Genomic DNA, 16,230 nt, shown 5'->3' with positions numbered 1-16,230 from the left:
CCGTCCATGTTGGGCATATTCAGGTCCGTGATGATCATGTCCACCTGCCCCTGAAGCTTTTGCAAGGCGTCCTTGCCGTCCGCGGCCTCCACCACAGAATACCCGGCATCCTTGAGGGTAAAGCTGACCATCTGGCGTACGCTGGATGAATCATCCACCGTCATTATCGTCTTACCCATTTACGCCTACCTCCTTGAACAGACATTCTTCCCGGCCGAACAGGCATACCTGGCCGAAGCCTCCTGATTTCCAGGTCTCCATGACAGGCTCCGAAGGAAGCCCGGCCAGCTTTATACCTTTCTCCCTGGCTGCAAAAGACTGATGGGCGGCGCAGATAATCTGCATCAGGGATATGTCCGACTTCTCCACTTCCGAAAGATCCAGGGCCAGGCTCTGGGCGGTCTCCAGGGCCTGGGAAAAAAGCTGCAGGACCTCAGTGGCGTTCTGCACACTGCAGTCTCCTGTCAGCTTCAGGGTCTGGACATCTTTTTCCTGCTGTATGCTTTCGTTCATGGGACCACCTCCTTAAAAAAGCTCCACATTATCTCCAAATTCGTCTTCACCTTCCGTGTCTGTAAACAGTTCCGGCTCATGAGCCTCTGCAGCCTCCTGGCCATGGCCCTGTTCTTCCTGGCCCTGCCCGGTAAAATCCCTGTATACGCTGCGCTCGGACTCCATGGTGTAGCGATGCAGTATATTGCTCAGACGCTGGGAATACCTTTCACCGGATTCAACAGGCGGCACGTGCTCCTGGATCTGCTGCTCAACTTCCTGCAGGTCTTTTATGATGGCGCTTATTTCCTCCTGGACTTCGAACTGCATATCCAGCTTTTTCTGAATTTTTGTAGACAATTTGAGCAGCTTTGACGTCTCTTCTCGAAGATTCCGGTTAAGGGCCGTCACCTCGGTATTTACTCCGGACATGCGGTTGACTACCTGTCCCAGGATGCTGCAGAGCCTGGCCTCATTTTGTGATCCGGCCCTGGCCTTTTCTGCATGGGAGCTGAAGTCCCCGGCTACAGACAGAATCTCTTCCAGCACCCCGGAAACCGAGGCCACCACATTCTTGGTATCCCCCGAGAGCCTGTGGATGGCTCCGGCCAGAACCCCCAGGGGCTTGCCCCCCTCCCCGGTATGGGCGGACTTGACGCTGGCATTCAGGGCGATAAGTGCTATTTCTTCTCCGATATCCTCCAGGGTATCCATAAGACTCTGCATGCCTTCCAGGTCGGAGGACATGGATTCAAGACGCCTGATTACGTCTTCGAAGCCGGAGGTGGATTTCTCAAGTATCGGAATCAGACTGGATGCGTCCTGCTCCAGTCCGGCCAGCATCCCCTGGCCGCTGCCGGAATCCAGTCCGGTAAATCCCTGCATGTCCGCTTCCTGTTCCTGGACATATTCACCTATGCCGCCCAGGCTCTGCCTTATACTGTCCATGGCCTTTCCCAGGCCGCTGCGGGTGGATTCCAGCTGGCGGGACTGCAGGGAGCATACATCTCCCAGCCACCTTATCATGTCCTGCACCTGGTCCTCTTCCTTCTGCTCCCCCTGGAAGACATCCCGGGCCTCGTCCAGACTCTGATAGACGTGTTCCACCTGCTGCCGGGTAATGTCGTGGAATTGAACCGAGGAAATGATCTCCCCCACCATCTCCTTTATTCTGTCCGCCCTGCCAGCGATGGAGCCTGAGAGCCTCTCGGAGGATTTCTGCATTTCCTGAAGCTGCCTGCTTTTTTCGTGAACACCCTCCAGCAGAGGCGTAATCTCCCTGGAATGCAGGTTATGCGCTGAATTCACGCTGACCTGCAGACTCTGCACCTCGTTTTGCAGTCCCCGGATCCTTTCCGTGGCATCCCTGGAATACTCTTCAGTCTTGTAACCCAGGTTCTCCACCTCCTGGGCCAGGGTGACGAAATGCCTGCCCTGCTCTCCCATCCGGGCGCTTTCGATCCTGATGGACATGGCCAGCACCCTTAAGTGTTTGAGCATGGGCCGGAAATGCTGCATCTCCTTGTGCAGTTTTCCCACAGCCACCCCCAGATCGCTGCACCTGTTCATGGTCTTTTCCAGGTTCGTATCTTCAGACTGTCCCTGGATCTCTTTTAGTGAACTGTCTAACTCTTCCATGGCCTCTTTTAAGGCGCTTCCCGAGGCCTTCTCCCCGAGTTCCAGAGCTGTCGCCGAAAGGTCCCTGGACCTGTAGTACAGGTCCTGCACTCCCTGGCCTATCTCCAGGAACTCGTTCTCCCTGCCGGCTATCACCCGGCTCAGTTCACTGCTGATCCTGCTCAGCCTGTCAAGCCACTGCCATACTGGATAGTCGTTGAAAGCCTGCGTCATACTGTTTTCCGGCTGAAATTCCTGCTCTGTCATTATACTTTGCATGTGTAGGATCCTTAGATTACGCCAGAAAGATCTGCGCCGAAGCTTACTGGGTTTTCTTATTCAACACCTGTGCCAGAACCCCTGAAAGACAAATATTACTAAATTTCAATATGTTATCTCATCAAATAATTTTAAGAAGAATAAAAAAGGCGGGGTTTTTCAAATAAAATTTGAACATTTTCAACTTTGATTTGAACAGCGAAGCAGATCATCTGAGTTTGTACTTGTTTATGAGGCTGTATACCCTGGACTGGGTGAGATTGGCCAGACGGGCCATTTCCTTGATCCGCCCACCGGTATGGGCGTACAGATCATGAAAATACCTTTCTTCAGCGGCTTCGACCACCTGGGTTTTAAAGGTTTTCCATTCCGGGATATCGCTTTGTCCCAAGGGAGAAAAATCGGAGCTTAAAACGCCTTTGTCCTCCTGCTGTCCGGACAGGGAGTCCTTGAGCAGGGATACCCGCAGGTGCAAAGGAAGGTGCCTGCGGTGCAGCATGGGCTCATCCTGGGCGGCGGCTGCGGCCTGTTCCAGAGCGTTTTTCAGCTCGCGCACATTTCCGGGCCATTCATAGGCGGAGAAGATCTCCAGCACTTCCGGATACATTTCCTTGGGCGATGCCTTCAGCTGGCCTGCTGTTTCTTCAAGAAAATGGGTGCAGAGTTCCGGAATATCCTCCCTTCGTTCGCGCAGAGGGGGCAAAGTACACTTTTGCATCCTGATCCTGTACAGTAGGTCCTGGCGGAACTCGCCTCTTTGGGCCATGGCCTCCAGGTCCCTGTTGGTGGCGCACACCAGCCTGAAATCACTGTATACTTCCCTGGATGCCCCCACAGGCCTGAACTTTTTTTCCTCCAGAACCCGCAGAAACTTTTTCTGCATATCCAGGTCCAGCTCGCCGATTTCGTCAAGAAAAAGGGTGCCTTTGTTGCTCAGGGCCACCAGGCCGCTGAAATTGTCGCTGGCCCCGGTAAAAGCACCGCGAACATGCCCGAACAGGGTGCTCTCCATCACCCCCCTGGAAAGGGCCGAGCAGTCCACTACCACAAAATCATGCCCTGCCCTGGGGCTGTTGTCATGTACGGCTTTGGCAAAGAGTTCCTTGCCGGTGCCGGTCTCGCCGAAGATAAGCAGGCTGTTGCCCGTAGCCGCCGCCTGACTCAGATCCTGCAGACATCTGACCAGGGCCGAACAGCTGCCCACTATACCGGATCGTTTGATAAGCCCCTCCCTGGACCTTCTAAGCCGGGCTTCCCTGTACTCCAGGGCCCGGACCAGGGTCAGGGTGACTTCTGCAATGGAGGCGGGTTTTTCCAGGAAGTCAAAGGCGCCCTTGTTCAGGGCCAGTTCAGCTCCGGCAGGATCTCCTTTTCCGGTGATGATTATCACTTCTGGGAAGGACATAAGTTCCTGAAACCAGGTCAGGGCATCAAGGCCGTGTCCATCCGGCAGGCTCAAATCCAGGAACACGGCTTCACAGTTGAAGGACCCGGCTGTATCCATGGCTATTTGCAGCGTACCGGCACTGCGGGCTTCATGTCCCGCGCTCTTTACTGCACCTGCAAGGACCTGGCGGACATCGGGATCATCGTCTATTATCAAAACATTAGCCATAGGGATTTAGACTAATAACACTTAAGATCAATAGCAAGAGGTTTATGCGCACAACCGGCCGGCATTATTCAGGCATCTGCCACCGGTTGTGCTCTTAAGGCGGGAAGAATTCAGATAGGATTTGCTCAGGTTGAAAAAACAGTTCTGCCAGAAGCTGCATCAGGGCTGATGACACCCTATACAGGATGTAGGGGCATTTTCCTCGTCCCTGTGACACCAGTCCATGCACATCTCGTGATAAGCATCCTCGAAATAAAAGATATCTCCCTGCATGCGGGTGCCGGCCATGATGACATCTTCCACCGGTTCGTTTTCATACATGTCATGGCATCCAAATTCCATGCAGCCCATATGGGTGTCGCCGGTATGGTGGCAGTACTCGCAGTCGTAATCAAAATGCACATCATGGGAAAAGGGCACCGGCGCAAGCCTCTTCTCTCCATACTTTTCCTCGTACTCCACAGGAGGATAGAGCATCATATCCTCGGGATAATAACCCTCGTGCTGATAGGTCAGCCCTGCGTACAAGGTGGGCAGGGCCAGAAACCCCAGCACAAAAATAATTAAAACTCCGACAACCAAAGACCTCTTCATCACCGCTACCTCCTTGACTTTAGACATTGTTACGTAAAGAACAATGTCTAATAACTAAGTCAAGAACACTTGAAATGTCAAACAAATCTATTGTTTTTCCTGCCCCCGGAAAACAAGAAAAAAACAGCAGGGACAGACCCTGTGTCTCGCCTGGCATCCCCGCACATCACAAGAAAAGGGCTTTGAAACGCAGTGCGCATCATATAATCCTGTAAAGCGGCCCTCCCCGGGCTCCCAGTTCATCCACCCTTTTCTCCACCTGGGGATCCGGCTCCAGCACCGGGGGATGATAAGTCTTCAGCCTGGCATCAATAACAATGCCCTTTTCAGCGCCCCAGTGCTTGCAGTGTACAAAAGCCCCCATTCCGTAAGTGTCCGTGGCCGGGTCCGAACGGGTGAAGACCGCCCACAGAAAATTGTCCCAGCACCGGGTGACAAAGTCGCTGTCGTCCACAACCACCACCAGGGGAAACTCCTGCATCCCCGGGGCATTGTTCAGCCTTTCCCCCAGCTTTTCCACTTCCGGGTCATGAGTATCGCGTTCCTGGGTGCTCCGGGGACCCTGCACAGCCATAATACCCGGGGCCATGAAGCGCGGGCGCGAAAATTCACCCAGGGGCAGATCCCGGGGAAGCTTCATGCCCAGTCTTCTTTTGACCTCGCCGGCAGCGGCCATGATGAGTTTGGAGCCCTGGTTCAGGCTTATGCCGGAGTAATCCAGGGTATCCATGGTGGTCCTGGTGATGAAATGCAGGTCCCGGGCAAAATCCATGCGCTGCAGCACATGCTGCAGAAAGCGCGGAATATGCCTGGCCGAAATTCCCGGATCATCCTCCAGGGCCGCGATGACCAGGTACTTGGCCAGGGAGGTCTGGCTCTGGCCCAGCAGGTTCATGGCATTGGTCAATAGCTCCTGGGGCTGTCTCTGCCTGGCGAAGGGCACGTAGCTTTCCCGTCCCACTGCCAGGAGCAGAGGGTGAACCCCTGCAGCGTCCACTGCATGCACCTCGCGCACCCCGCTGAAGACCGTGGGTATGAGCTGGGCTGTAAGTTCATGAATAAGGTCCCCGAAGACTGTATCTTCCTGGGGCGGACGGGCCACAGTGGTAAAGGGCCACACCGCGTCCACCCGGTGGTGCACCTTTTCCACCCGGAGCACGGGAAAATCGTGGCGCAGGCTGTAATAACCCAGGTGGTCCCCGAACGGACCTTCAGGCAGTTCCCTGCCGGGGACAATGTGGCCCGAAATGCAGAAATCGGCTTCAGCGGGCATGGGCAGGCCGTTGGCGGCCTGGACCATCTTTATCCTGTGCCCGCCCAGGGACCCGGCAAAGACCACTTCCGGGACGTTTTCCGGCAGGGGCATGACCGCGGCCAGGGTCATGGCCGGGGGGCCGCCCACAAAGACATTGACCCTGAGAGGCTCGCCCGCCTCCAGGGCCAGCTTGTGATGATACCCGATGCCCCTGTGGATCTGGTAGTGCAGCCCCACCTCCCTGTTGGTCCTGAAATCGTTGCCTGTCAGCTGTACCCGGTACATGCCCAGGTTGGACTGCATGATCCCGGGCCTGGCGGGATTCTCGGAATACACCTGGGGCAGGGTGACGTAGGCCCCGCCATCCATGGGCCAGGATACCAGCTGAGGCAGGCGCTCGATGGTGGTTTCCCCTCTGGAAATGGGTCCCTGGGAAACGCGTTTGGGCATTGTCCTGGCCAGCATGGGCAGAACATCCAGGTATTTCCAGGGGGCCTTGAAAAATAGCAGGGGATCGATTTTGAGCTTGAAAAGCCGGTCCAGGGTGTCCAGGGTGTCCCGGAAAATGTAGCGTGCCCGCTGCATGGTACCGAAGACATTTCCGGCCATGGGAAAAGTGGTGTTCTTGACATTGGTGAAAAGCAGGGCCGGGCCTTTATTCTGAAAAACCCGGCGCTGGATGGCACCTGCCTCCAGGTAGGGATCTACTTCCGTGCTGATGCGTACCAGGTCTCCCCTGGCCTCCAGGTCCTCCAGGCATTGGCGCATGTTTGTATAACCCAAGTTAAACTCCTGTTGTTGACGTGAACCCTTCCTGGGCAGCTGATACCAGGGTGTGCCCGGGTATTTTAAAGACTGCTGATTTCAAAACAAAATCCTGTTGAATATTGAATCAATGAGCGCTAAAGGTCAAGGCCGGATCAATTGAGCAGCAAAGGACTGCAGAACTAAGGACAAAAAATTATGAACCAGGATATGCAGACGTCCCGTCACCATTCCCGTGGAGCATACCCTTCCCTGCCCCGGGTGGCGGTGGGTGCGGTGGTCAGGCTTGAAGGCAGTTTTCTGCTGGTGCAGAGGGCCAATCCCCCGGCTCAGGGCCAGTGGTCCATCCCGGGAGGCAAGATAAGGCTGGGGGAGAGCATGCAGCAGGCTGCAGAACGTGAGGTCCTGGAGGAGACCGGGCTGACGGTGCGGGCAGGCCTGCCGGTACTTACCTTTGATCTCATCCACCGTGATGAAGCAGGCAACATCCTCTTTCACTACGTCATCGTGGACCTGTGGGCCGAATATATCAAGGGCCGTATCCAGGCCGGCGCGGATGCAGCCAGGGCCGCCTGGATCGCCCCGGAAAACTTTCCAGACTACAACCTGAGCCCCACCACCCTGGATCTTTTAAGCTCGCTTTAGCCTCACCACCTGCGGATGACGTGCACATTGCCCTGCCGCATCCACAGATCGATTTTCTTCACCAGCCAGGACCTGATGATCTTTCTGGTCTGGGGGATAAGCACCAGCAGCCCCATGAGATCGGTAATAAACCCCGGAGTCAGAAAGACCAGGCCTGCTGCAAATATGAGAAACGCATCCAGAATATCGTGAGTGGGCGGAATCCCCTGCTGCAGGTTGGTGCGCAGCCTGAACATGGTATAGGCCCCCTGCATCTTGGCCAGGAAGGCCCCCACAAAGGCTGTGGCTATAACCAGCAGCACTGTCCACAAGGCCCCTATGTGCGAGCCGATCTTGATCAGTACGTAAATCTCCACAATGGGCAGAATTACAAACGCGGCGAAAATTTTTAAAAACATAATTTTTCTCTGGGCTGATTTACCCTGCCTGTGCCGGTTGTCCCGGCTGTTTGCCTTTTCTCTGGGCGAAATTCGCCCAGTTGGTGAACTGGTAAAGATACAGCATTATCCCGGCCTGAAAAACCATGGAAATAAACATGGCCATCCATACCCCTGTGGCCTCCTGGATGACCAGGTGCCCCAGGACATAGGCCAGGGGGACCCTGATAAGCCAGGAAGCCGCTCCCATGCCGAACATCTGGTAAAGCGTGGCCCCGGCCCCGGTCAGGGCTCCGCCCAGGACCATGGCCACCAGCAGAAAGGGAATGGCCGCCATGTTGTACTGGAGATAATTTACAGCCTCCCGGCTCACTTCAGGATCCGGGGCCACAAACCCGGCCACCGGCTCAATCACCTGCCACATGGCAATGGTCAGAAGGCTGACCGAAACCAGGGCCACCAGCATCACCTGGTAACCGATCTTTTTGGCCCCCTGTACGTCCCCCCTTCCCAGGCAGTTGCCCACCAGAATGGAAGCGGTGAAATTAAAGGCCACTCCGGGCAGAAAAAGAAGCGACTCCACCCGCAGCCCCGCGCTCATGCCGGCCAGGGCCACTACGCTGCCCACGGGAAGGGCTGCGGTAATGGCAAAAAGCACCAGGTAGGCCGAGTGCCACACCACCTGAACCAGGCCTGCGGGCCAGGCCACTTTGAACAGGTAGGGCCAGGCCCTTTTGATCCAGCGCCAGGGGGCAAAGCTTGCGCGCTTCAAAAATCCCTGGCGGTAAAGGATAAACAGATTGAAGAGCACTCCGCATAGTACAGCTCCGAAAGTGGTCCAGGCCAGCCCCTTGTAGCCGAGCTTGGGAAAACCCCACCAGCCCAGGCCCAGGGCAAAGTCCCCGAAGGTGTTCACCGCGGTCACGATCATCATGGAATACAAAGGAATCATGACCTTCTGCTGCGCCCTGAACATGGCGTTGCAGATGATGAGCAGGTAATACCCGGGCAGAATATACAAAAAAACCTGCAGGATATACCCGGCCACGGGCAGGACCTCGTCGGAAAGCTGCAAAAGGTCCAGCAGGACATCTTTCAACAGAAGCCCGGCCGCCAGAAAAACAAATCCCAGGCAGACACCGATCTCTAAGCCCAGCCCGATATATCTCTTCACCCGGAGCATGAGCCCCGCCCCCCAGGACTGGCTTATGGCGGCCACGCTGCCGTTGGCCAGGGCTATGGCCACCACCAGGAAAAAGAAAAGGGCCTGGGTGATCATGCCCATGCTGGCCTGGACTTCGCGCCCCAGGCGTCCTGCCACCCACACGTCCACAAATCCTATGAGGAAGTGAAAGAACATCATGAGCAGCTGCGGCCAGGCCAGGGTCCAGATGGTTCTGTATGAGCCTTTTTCAGGCATTAAGACCCGAGTCCAGAATTGTGCATTTCATGTGACATATTGATGATTTAAAAATCCCTGGTCTGCCCTGGCATTGGGGACTTATCAAAAAAGCACATCCATAAGACCCTCTCCCCACAGGGCCATGAGCCAGCTTTCCACCACCAGGAGCCCGGCGGTGATTCCGAAAAGAAAATCCACCCGTTGCAGGCTTTCCTGCATGTCCACCGCCCTGAGGGTCAGGATGCCCAGCCCAAAACCTGCAGCCAGGCCGAAGAGGTGCGCCCCCACGTCGGTATTCTCACCCCCCACACCCAGCATGGCCAGCAGGGCCAGACCCAGGACAAAGGCATTGCCCATGGACAGCCTGGAAAATTTTACAGAGTGTATGGACATGATGCCCACCGCTGCAAACACTGCCGTGGAAAAACCGATGCTGTTGTGGGCCGGAGACATGACTATGGCGTTTATATAATTGCCCAGGGCCCCGGCAGCCAGGATGGTCAGCCAGCCCAGGCCCAGGCCCAGGCGGGAGCATACCGCCACCACAAAAGGAGCCCCTATGATAACATTGCCCAGGACATGGGCCGGGTCCCCGTGCAGGGTCAGAGCGGTGATGGTCCGCCACCATTCCCCGTCGGCAATTATCTTTGAAGCATTGGCGCTGCCCTGTTCCAGCCAGGGCAGAAACTGCCATTCGGACTGCCCCAGCCCTTCGTAGACCACGGTAAAAAAAAGAAGCAAAAGAGACAGGACAAAAAGGGAGCTGACAGCATTCTGCTGCCTGGGAGCCTGGTCCGGCTCGTACTTCTCCAGCTCCACTTCCTCTTCTTCGTAGCGACGCACTTCCTCCACGGCCCGGGGCGCCTGGGAAGCCGGAACCATGATACGCCCATGCTCCCAGTGATAATCCACGCCCATGGCAATGAGCACCAGCTCCCACTCCTTTTTCTTGCTCCCATCCCCCCTGTACAGCCCCAGAAGGTCCAGCTCCTTTATCAGATCCCTGTAGTTTTCAGACATTCATGTATTTCCGGGGCATATCTGGTTGCGGCCTTTTTGATTATCCTGCAGAAAAATCACGCTCTCTTGCGCAGCTTGCGCTTGTCCCCCACCCTCATGGTCAGCTTCTCCTTGTCCATGAATTCCATGAGGGGTATGGCGAACTTGCGCGAAAGCCCGGTAATCTCCTTGAATTCCACCGGTCCCATTTCCTCGTTTTTCTCCAGGTAATCCTTGACCTTGTCCTTTAGTTCCTGAACCGCCCCGGCTGAAAAATAAAAATCCTCGTTTATCTTCACCAGTTCCTTTTCATCCTGCAAAAGCCTGAGCACCGGGCCTGCTTCCTTCATCTCCAGACCCAGATCTTCCAGGAGCTTTTTCACAGTGGGGGGCTGAATACCGGCCTGTTTGTAGGTCCGGGTGATCTTTTCCCGCAGCTTCTCCTGGTCCGCGGCCAGGGAGACCTTGTGCTGGGGCAGGCGGTAATACTCCTGTTCGGAAACTATCTTTTCGGCCCGCACCAGGCGCTCCAGGACAAAAAAGAACAGCTTTTCCGGGATATCCCTGGCCCATTTCCCGGCCAACTCCCCCCTGGACACGCCCTGGCGCATGGGAAATCTGCGGTGCAGTTCCTGAAGCTCTGCCAGCATGCTTTCTTCAAGCCTTTTTACCACTTCCCCGGCCACGTAGATGCGGCTTTCCTTGTCCACCAGAAATACTTCCTGCCGCCCCCCCATGAGCTGCAGCTTTTTCTGCAGTTCCTTGCTTTCCAGGTCTGTCAGGATCACCAGCTGGGCCAGGGAAAGACCTTTGCTTCCGGCAATCTCCAGCTGCACCTGGATAAGCTCTTCGGCCCTGGCCCGGGCCAGTCTTTCCAGGGTCTGCACCTGGCTGGAAAACCTTTTTACCTTGCCCGCCAGGGGATTTATTATCCCGGCCCCGGCAATGGTCCGCAGGGGTGAGTATGAGCGGATGACGCAGCGATCTCCGTACACCCCGGCCATGGGGTCCTCGAAACGCACCTGGCAGACGCACCTTTCCCCCGGCTCCAGCTTGTCCCGGTCCAGGAGATAGATCCTGGCCAGGACTTCCTTGGCCCCGTGATGAAAATGCACCTGGGTGCGGTGCTTCAGGGGCCTGGGGGCGGATTCTAAGTGGGTAAGCTCCAGGTCCCAGGCCCTGGAGGGAAAAAGGGTGCCTGGTTTGCCCAGAACAAAACCGCGTTCCAGGTCCTCCACCTCCAGTCCGTGCAGGTTGACAGCGGTGCGCATCCCGGCCTGGCTCTCCTGGGTCTGCTCCCCGTGCACCTGCAGGGAGCGAACCTTGGAGGTTATCTCCTGGGGATAGACCATGATCTCGTCTCCCACTTTTACCCGGCCGGAAACAGTAGTCCCGGTGATAACCGTGCCGTGCCCGCGCATGGTGAAAATCCTGTCCATGGGAAGACGGAAAAGATCCGAGCGGCGATGCGGCTTGAACTCCCCGGCCATCTGCCGGATATGCCCCAGAAGCTCCTGGATGCCTTGGCCGGTATGCGCAGAAACCGGGACCACAGGAGCATCCTTTAGAAAAGTGTCCTGCAGATAGTCGGACACATCCTCCTGCACCAGCTCCAGCCACTCGGGATCAGCCATGTCGGTCTTGGTCAGGGCCACCAGTCCGGTCTCCACCCCCAGCAGAGTGCATACATCCAGATGCTCCCGTGTCTGAGGCATGACCCCTTCGTCCGCCGCGATTACCAGCAAAACAAAATCTATGCCCGAGGCCCCGGAAACCATGTTCTTGACAAAACGCTCATGCCCGGGGACATCGATTATCCCCAGGCGCATTCCCGGCTCCAGGTCCATGAAGGCAAAACCCAGCTCAATGGTAATGCCGCGTTTTTTTTCCTCCACCAGCCGGTCGCATTCCATGCCGGACAGGGCCTTGATGAGAGTGGTCTTGCCGTGATCTATATGCCCGGCAGTCCCCATTATGACAGGCATTTTAACTCCTGTAAGAGGTTGGTTTAGTTGTTCCCGGCCTTGAAAAACTCCGAATAGGCCAGATAAGCCGCGTAGACATCGGCCTTGCTCACGATCTCAAAAGGGCTGTGCATCCCCAGAACCCCTGGGCCGAAATCTATAATATCCATGCCGTATACCGCCAGGAACTTGGCCACCGTGCCGCCTCCGCCCAGGTCCACCTTGCCGGTTTCAGCCATCTGCCAGGGTACGCCTGCCCTGTTGAGAATTGCCCGCAGCCAGCCGATGTATTCGGCGTGGGCATCATTGGCCCCCACCTTGCCCCTGTGTCCGGTGAATTTACAAAAGACTGGACCGTGACCAATGAGGGAGGCATTGAGCTTTTCATGCACATCCTGGTAATCCGGATCCATGGCCGCGTGCACATCTGCGGATACGGCCCGGGTGGCGGCAAACATAGTCCTGGGTCTGGTCGCAGGCTCCCAGTTCTCTATGAGTTCTTCCAGGCAGTACTGCATGAACAGGGACCTGGCGCTGCTGGAACCTTCGGAGCCGATCTCCTCCTTGTCCCAGAAAATGGCTACCCGGGTGAAGTCAGGCTCACCCTTCTGCAAAAAGGCCTCCATGCCGGTGAAGACGCACACCCGGTCATCGTGACCATATCCGCCGATAAGCCCCTGGTCCAGGCCTACGAACCTGGCCGGTCCTGCCGGAACCGCCTGCAGTTCCGCACTGTAGAGATCCTCCTCCACAATACCGAACTTCTGGTTCAAAAGGTGCAGGACGTTTTTCTTGACTGCCTTTTTTTCCGCCTCTTCCCCGGAGTCTTTTGTGTCCCGGGAATAAGGCATATGACCCAGGACGACGTTCAGCTTCTCAGCCTCAAAGGCCTGGGACAGCTTCTTTTCAATCTGCTTCTGGGCCAGATGCGGCAGCAGGTCGGACACGGTGAACACCGGATCACTTTCTTTCTCCCCGATGTTTACGTCTATCCTGGTGCCGTCGGTCTTGATTATCACCCCGTGCAGGGCCAGGGGCCTGGCCAGCCACTGGTGCTTGCGAATGCCTCCGTAGTAATGGGTCTTGGCCAGGCTCACCTGGCACTCCTCGTAAACCGGTCTCTGCTTGAGATCCAGGCGCGGGGTATCAGCATGCGCCCCCAGCAGGCGCACTCCCTGGGCCAGGGGCTGTTTTCCCTTCCAGGCCAGAAAAATGCTCTTGCCCTTGTGCACCTTGAAAACCTTATCCGAACTCCAGTCCTCTGAAAAACCGCTTTCCACGGCCCTGGAGCGCACCCACTCCACGGTTTCGCGCTCTGTCTTGCACCGGCTCAGAAACTCCACGTACCTGCGGGCCATTTTATCCATGGCCCCCCTGTGTTTCTTGCTCTTGTAAACTTCCCAGCAGTTCCTGGTCTTGAACTCCATATATTCCCCTGTATTATCAGTTAGTTGCATTTACTTTCAAAGGATATCCTTGAGCACCGAAACCACCATCCCCATTTCAGAATCGTCAATGGTTCTGGGATCCAGGCAGAAAAAATCTTCTTCAACCCGCCCCACCAGCGGGGGGTCGGTATTTAAAAGCCTGTTTCTCATGTCCTGGCAGCTCAATCCGGCAACCTTGATCCCCACAAGTGTAGTGGGCAGATCCTGCTCCGGAAAGGCCCCGCCGCCCACTCTTGACTGGGCCGGAAAAACAGCAAGTTCCATGTCCGCCTTGATATTTCTTCGGATGCGGTTTTTAAGCCTGCGGGCTTTTTGCTGCAAATCCTTTTCCCCGGCGGTTATCATGCGCAGGGTGGGGATTTTGCTTCTAGCCAGCTCCGGGTCCAAATACATCCTGAGAGTAGACTCTAAGGCGGCCAGGGTCATCTTGTCTATGCGCAGGGCCCGGTTCATGGGATTTTTCTTGATGGGGTCGATATATTTCTTTTCCCCCAGGATGATTCCGGCCTGGGGGCCGCCCAGAAGCTTGTCCCCGCTGAAGGAGACCACCGAGACCCCGTCGCGGATTACCTGCTGCACAGTGGGCTCAGGCATGAAGTTATAACCGTGGGCCTGAAAGTCAAAAAAATTGCCGCTGCCCATATCCTCTATGACCGGCAGATCATGCTCGCGGCCCAGCTGAACCAGTTCCTTCAGGGAGACTTCCTTGTAGAACCCGATGATGCGGTAATTGGAGGTGTGCACTTTCATGAGCGCCCCGGTGTCCGGGCCAATTGCCTGGCGATAGTCCTTTAAGTGAGTACGGTTGGTGGCCCCCACCTCCCTTAAATGCGCGCCGGACTTGGCCATGACCTCCGGGATACGAAATGACCCGCCTATCTCCACCAACTGGCTCCTGGAAACCACCACTTCCCTGCCCCTGGCCAGGGTGTCCAGCACCAGCAGGACTGCGGCAGCGTTGTTGTTCACCACCAGTCCGGCCTCGGCCCCGGAAATACGGCACAGCAGGTCTTCCACGTGGGAATACCGACTGCCCCTCTGGCCGGTATCTAAGGAAAATTCCAGGTTGGAGTAGTGCCTGCATGCCTCGCTCACGGAGGCAGCAGCCTCGTGGGTGAGAATGGAGCGGCCCAGGTTGGTATGGATAACCACCCCGGTGGCGTTGATGACCCGCCGGAAATGCGGCCTGGAGTGCGCCCTGAGGTAGGCCAGCAACCTTGGCTGCAGTACACTGGCTTCCAGGTCGCTCTCCCGGGCTATGACCCCGGAGCGGATCTCCTCGCGGCACAGGTCCAGAAAGTCATTTACCAGGTCCCGGAGCATATTCCGGGGCAGCCCGGCCAGATCAGGGTCCTGGACCGCTCCGGCCAGGACCGAGTCCACCGAAGGCAGACTGCGATAAAGCTTGGACAAGTTTTCCTCCTGTAATTGCAGTAGTACTTCGTGTCTGACAGGTCGGACGTGTCTGACCTGTCAGACCTGTCTGACCAGTCAGACCAGTCCGATCCCTTTCTTTTTCATCCACTCCGGAAAAAGCCTGTACACATGTCCCAGCAGGTACAAAGAGCCGCACACCAGCACCGGGTCGTCCCCCGGAGCAAGGCCCTTCAAGAACCCCTCCAGATCATCCAGGGGCTTTGCCCCGTCACCCATCATGCTCAAAAGCTCCTGCCTGTCCATGCTCCTGGGACCAGAACCCATGTCCGGCACCAGCACCCTGGCCGGGTAAAAGCGCCTGAGCATCTGCAGCATGGGCTCTATCTCCTTGTCGCTCAGACAGGTAAAAACAATATGACCGGGTCTTATGTCCAGGCCCCCAAGAAAGGAATGCACCCGGTCCATGGCACCGGGATTGTGCGCCCCGTCCAGAATGATCAGTGGGTCCCTGCTTACCACGTGCATCCTTCCCGGCAGAAATGTATCCTGCAGGGCCTGCAGGCACTTCTGCGGATCCATCTTCAGGTCAAACCTTCTTGAGAGTATCCGCCAGGCCACAAGAGCGGTCTCTGCATTCTGCAGCTGGTAATCCCCATGGATACCCGGCACGTCCGTACCCACAAAAAAATCCGGCTCCCCGGTAAAATAAGAACCTGCATCTTTTTGTACAAAAAAGTCCTGCACCCGGTAAAGGCTGCTTCCGACCCCGGAGGCTGTACTCTGCACAGTTTCCGCTGCCTGAGGATAATTCTGCCGGGCCAGGACCACCGTGGAGTCCGCACGCACGGCCATGGCCTTGTCCCGGGCTATCTCTTCAATGGTCTCTCCCAGAATGCTGGTATGGTCCATGTCTATGCAGGTATAGACCTGCAGTCCTGCTTCCAGGGTGGTGGTGGCGTCATACCTGCCTCCCAGGCCGGCCTCCATGACACCCAGGTCCACACCGGCGTCACGGAACATGAGCATCGCCGCCAGGGTCAAAAACTCAAAATACGTTAGTTCCAGATCCCCGCAGGAGCCATCCAACAGGTTGGCCGCCTTGAGCCAGGCCTTGTCCGATAGCTTTTTACCGTTTACCAGTGCCCTCTCCTTGACGCTTACCAGGTGCGGAGAAGTAAAGATGCCTGTTTTAAGTCCATGCATCCGGGCCAGGCTTTCCAGGTAGGAAGCGGTGGATCCTTTGCCGTTGGTGCCTATGATCTGTACCAGGTATGGCTCCCCGGGCCTGAAATCCACCCTTTGCAGGGCCTTTTGCATCCTTTCCAGGCCAAGCTCCATGCGAAAAAGCCCCAGGTGATCCAGATATTCCTGCAACACACTAAAATCATTAAATTTATACAT

The 16,230-nt window shown here is 56.3% G+C and carries 14 protein-coding genes; 1 reads left to right on the top strand and 13 read right to left on the bottom strand.

The features are described from left to right. The 6 genes from D5S03_RS01675 to D5S03_RS01650 all read right to left on the bottom strand — a co-directional run. Positions 1–179: response regulator (locus D5S03_RS01675; RefSeq protein WP_287042498.1), on the bottom strand; the 179-nt coding region annotated here is incomplete at its 3' end. After that, positions 172–513 carry an STAS domain-containing protein gene (locus tag D5S03_RS01670; RefSeq protein WP_287042496.1) on the bottom strand — a complete coding sequence of 114 codons (342 nt, stop codon included), beginning with the start codon at positions 511–513 and terminating at the stop codon, positions 172–174. The genes D5S03_RS01670 and D5S03_RS01675, both read right to left, overlap by 8 nt. Positions 514–525: 12 nt before the next feature. Beyond that, entirely contained in the window at positions 526–2,388 is a 1,863-nt protein-coding gene (locus tag D5S03_RS01665) for a methyl-accepting chemotaxis protein (RefSeq protein WP_287042495.1), read from the bottom strand. Between the two features lie 208 nt (positions 2,389–2,596). After that, the gene (locus D5S03_RS01660; RefSeq protein ID WP_287042494.1) at positions 2,597–3,991 is read right to left on the bottom strand and encodes a sigma-54-dependent transcriptional regulator; all 1,395 of its coding nucleotides are present in this window, start codon (positions 3,989–3,991) and stop codon (positions 2,597–2,599) included. Positions 3,992–4,162: 171 nt separating this feature from the next. Next, positions 4,163–4,597 (bottom strand): cytochrome c3 family protein, encoded by a 435-nt coding sequence (locus D5S03_RS01655; protein ID WP_287042493.1) that lies wholly within the window; start codon positions 4,595–4,597, stop codon positions 4,163–4,165. A 199-nt stretch (positions 4,598–4,796) separates the two neighbouring features. Further along, positions 4,797–6,635 carry a UbiD family decarboxylase gene (locus D5S03_RS01650; RefSeq protein WP_287042492.1) on the bottom strand — a complete coding sequence of 613 codons (1,839 nt, stop codon included), beginning with the start codon at positions 6,633–6,635 and terminating at the stop codon, positions 4,797–4,799. 180 nt (positions 6,636–6,815) lie between these two features. On the opposite strand from D5S03_RS01650, the gene D5S03_RS01645 reads away from it, so the two are divergent. Continuing rightward, positions 6,816–7,262: an NUDIX hydrolase gene (locus tag D5S03_RS01645; RefSeq protein ID WP_287042491.1), complete on the top strand. Its 447-nt coding sequence runs from the start codon at positions 6,816–6,818 to the stop codon at positions 7,260–7,262. Positions 7,263–7,264: 2 nt separating this feature from the next. On the opposite strand, the gene D5S03_RS01640 is transcribed toward D5S03_RS01645, so the two are convergent. The 7 genes from D5S03_RS01640 to D5S03_RS01610 form a co-directional block, all read right to left on the bottom strand. After that, positions 7,265–7,660 (bottom strand): FxsA family protein, encoded by a 396-nt coding sequence (locus D5S03_RS01640; RefSeq protein WP_287042490.1) that lies wholly within the window; start codon positions 7,658–7,660, stop codon positions 7,265–7,267. A gap of 19 nt (positions 7,661–7,679) precedes the next feature. Continuing rightward, positions 7,680–9,059 (bottom strand): MATE family efflux transporter, encoded by a 1,380-nt coding sequence (locus tag D5S03_RS01635; RefSeq protein WP_287042489.1) that lies wholly within the window; start codon positions 9,057–9,059, stop codon positions 7,680–7,682. 84 nt (positions 9,060–9,143) lie between these two features. Further along, entirely contained in the window at positions 9,144–10,061 is a 918-nt protein-coding gene (locus tag D5S03_RS01630; RefSeq protein ID WP_287042488.1) for a rhomboid family intramembrane serine protease, read from the bottom strand. Positions 10,062–10,117: 56 nt separating this feature from the next. Beyond that, positions 10,118–12,025 (bottom strand): selenocysteine-specific translation elongation factor, encoded by a 1,908-nt coding sequence (gene selB / locus D5S03_RS01625; protein WP_287042487.1) that lies wholly within the window; start codon positions 12,023–12,025, stop codon positions 10,118–10,120. Positions 12,026–12,048: 23 nt separating this feature from the next. Further along, positions 12,049–13,431 (bottom strand): aminopeptidase, encoded by a 1,383-nt coding sequence (locus D5S03_RS01620; protein ID WP_287042486.1) that lies wholly within the window; start codon positions 13,429–13,431, stop codon positions 12,049–12,051. Positions 13,432–13,467: 36 nt separating this feature from the next. Further along, positions 13,468–14,865, bottom strand: a complete 1,398-nt coding sequence (selA, locus tag D5S03_RS01615; RefSeq protein WP_287042485.1) for an L-seryl-tRNA(Sec) selenium transferase — start codon at positions 14,863–14,865, stop codon at positions 13,468–13,470. 78 nt (positions 14,866–14,943) lie between these two features. Continuing rightward, the gene (locus D5S03_RS01610; RefSeq protein ID WP_287042484.1) at positions 14,944–16,230 is read right to left on the bottom strand and encodes a bifunctional folylpolyglutamate synthase/dihydrofolate synthase; all 1,287 of its coding nucleotides are present in this window, start codon (positions 16,228–16,230) and stop codon (positions 14,944–14,946) included.

This window comes from Desulfonatronospira sp. MSAO_Bac3, assembly GCF_003838035.1.
Taxonomy (GTDB): domain Bacteria; phylum Desulfobacterota; class Desulfovibrionia; order Desulfovibrionales; family Desulfonatronovibrionaceae; genus Desulfonatronospira; species Desulfonatronospira thiodismutans.
Note: the sequence above shows the minus strand (reverse complement) of the source record. Positions and strands in the feature narration are given on the sequence as shown.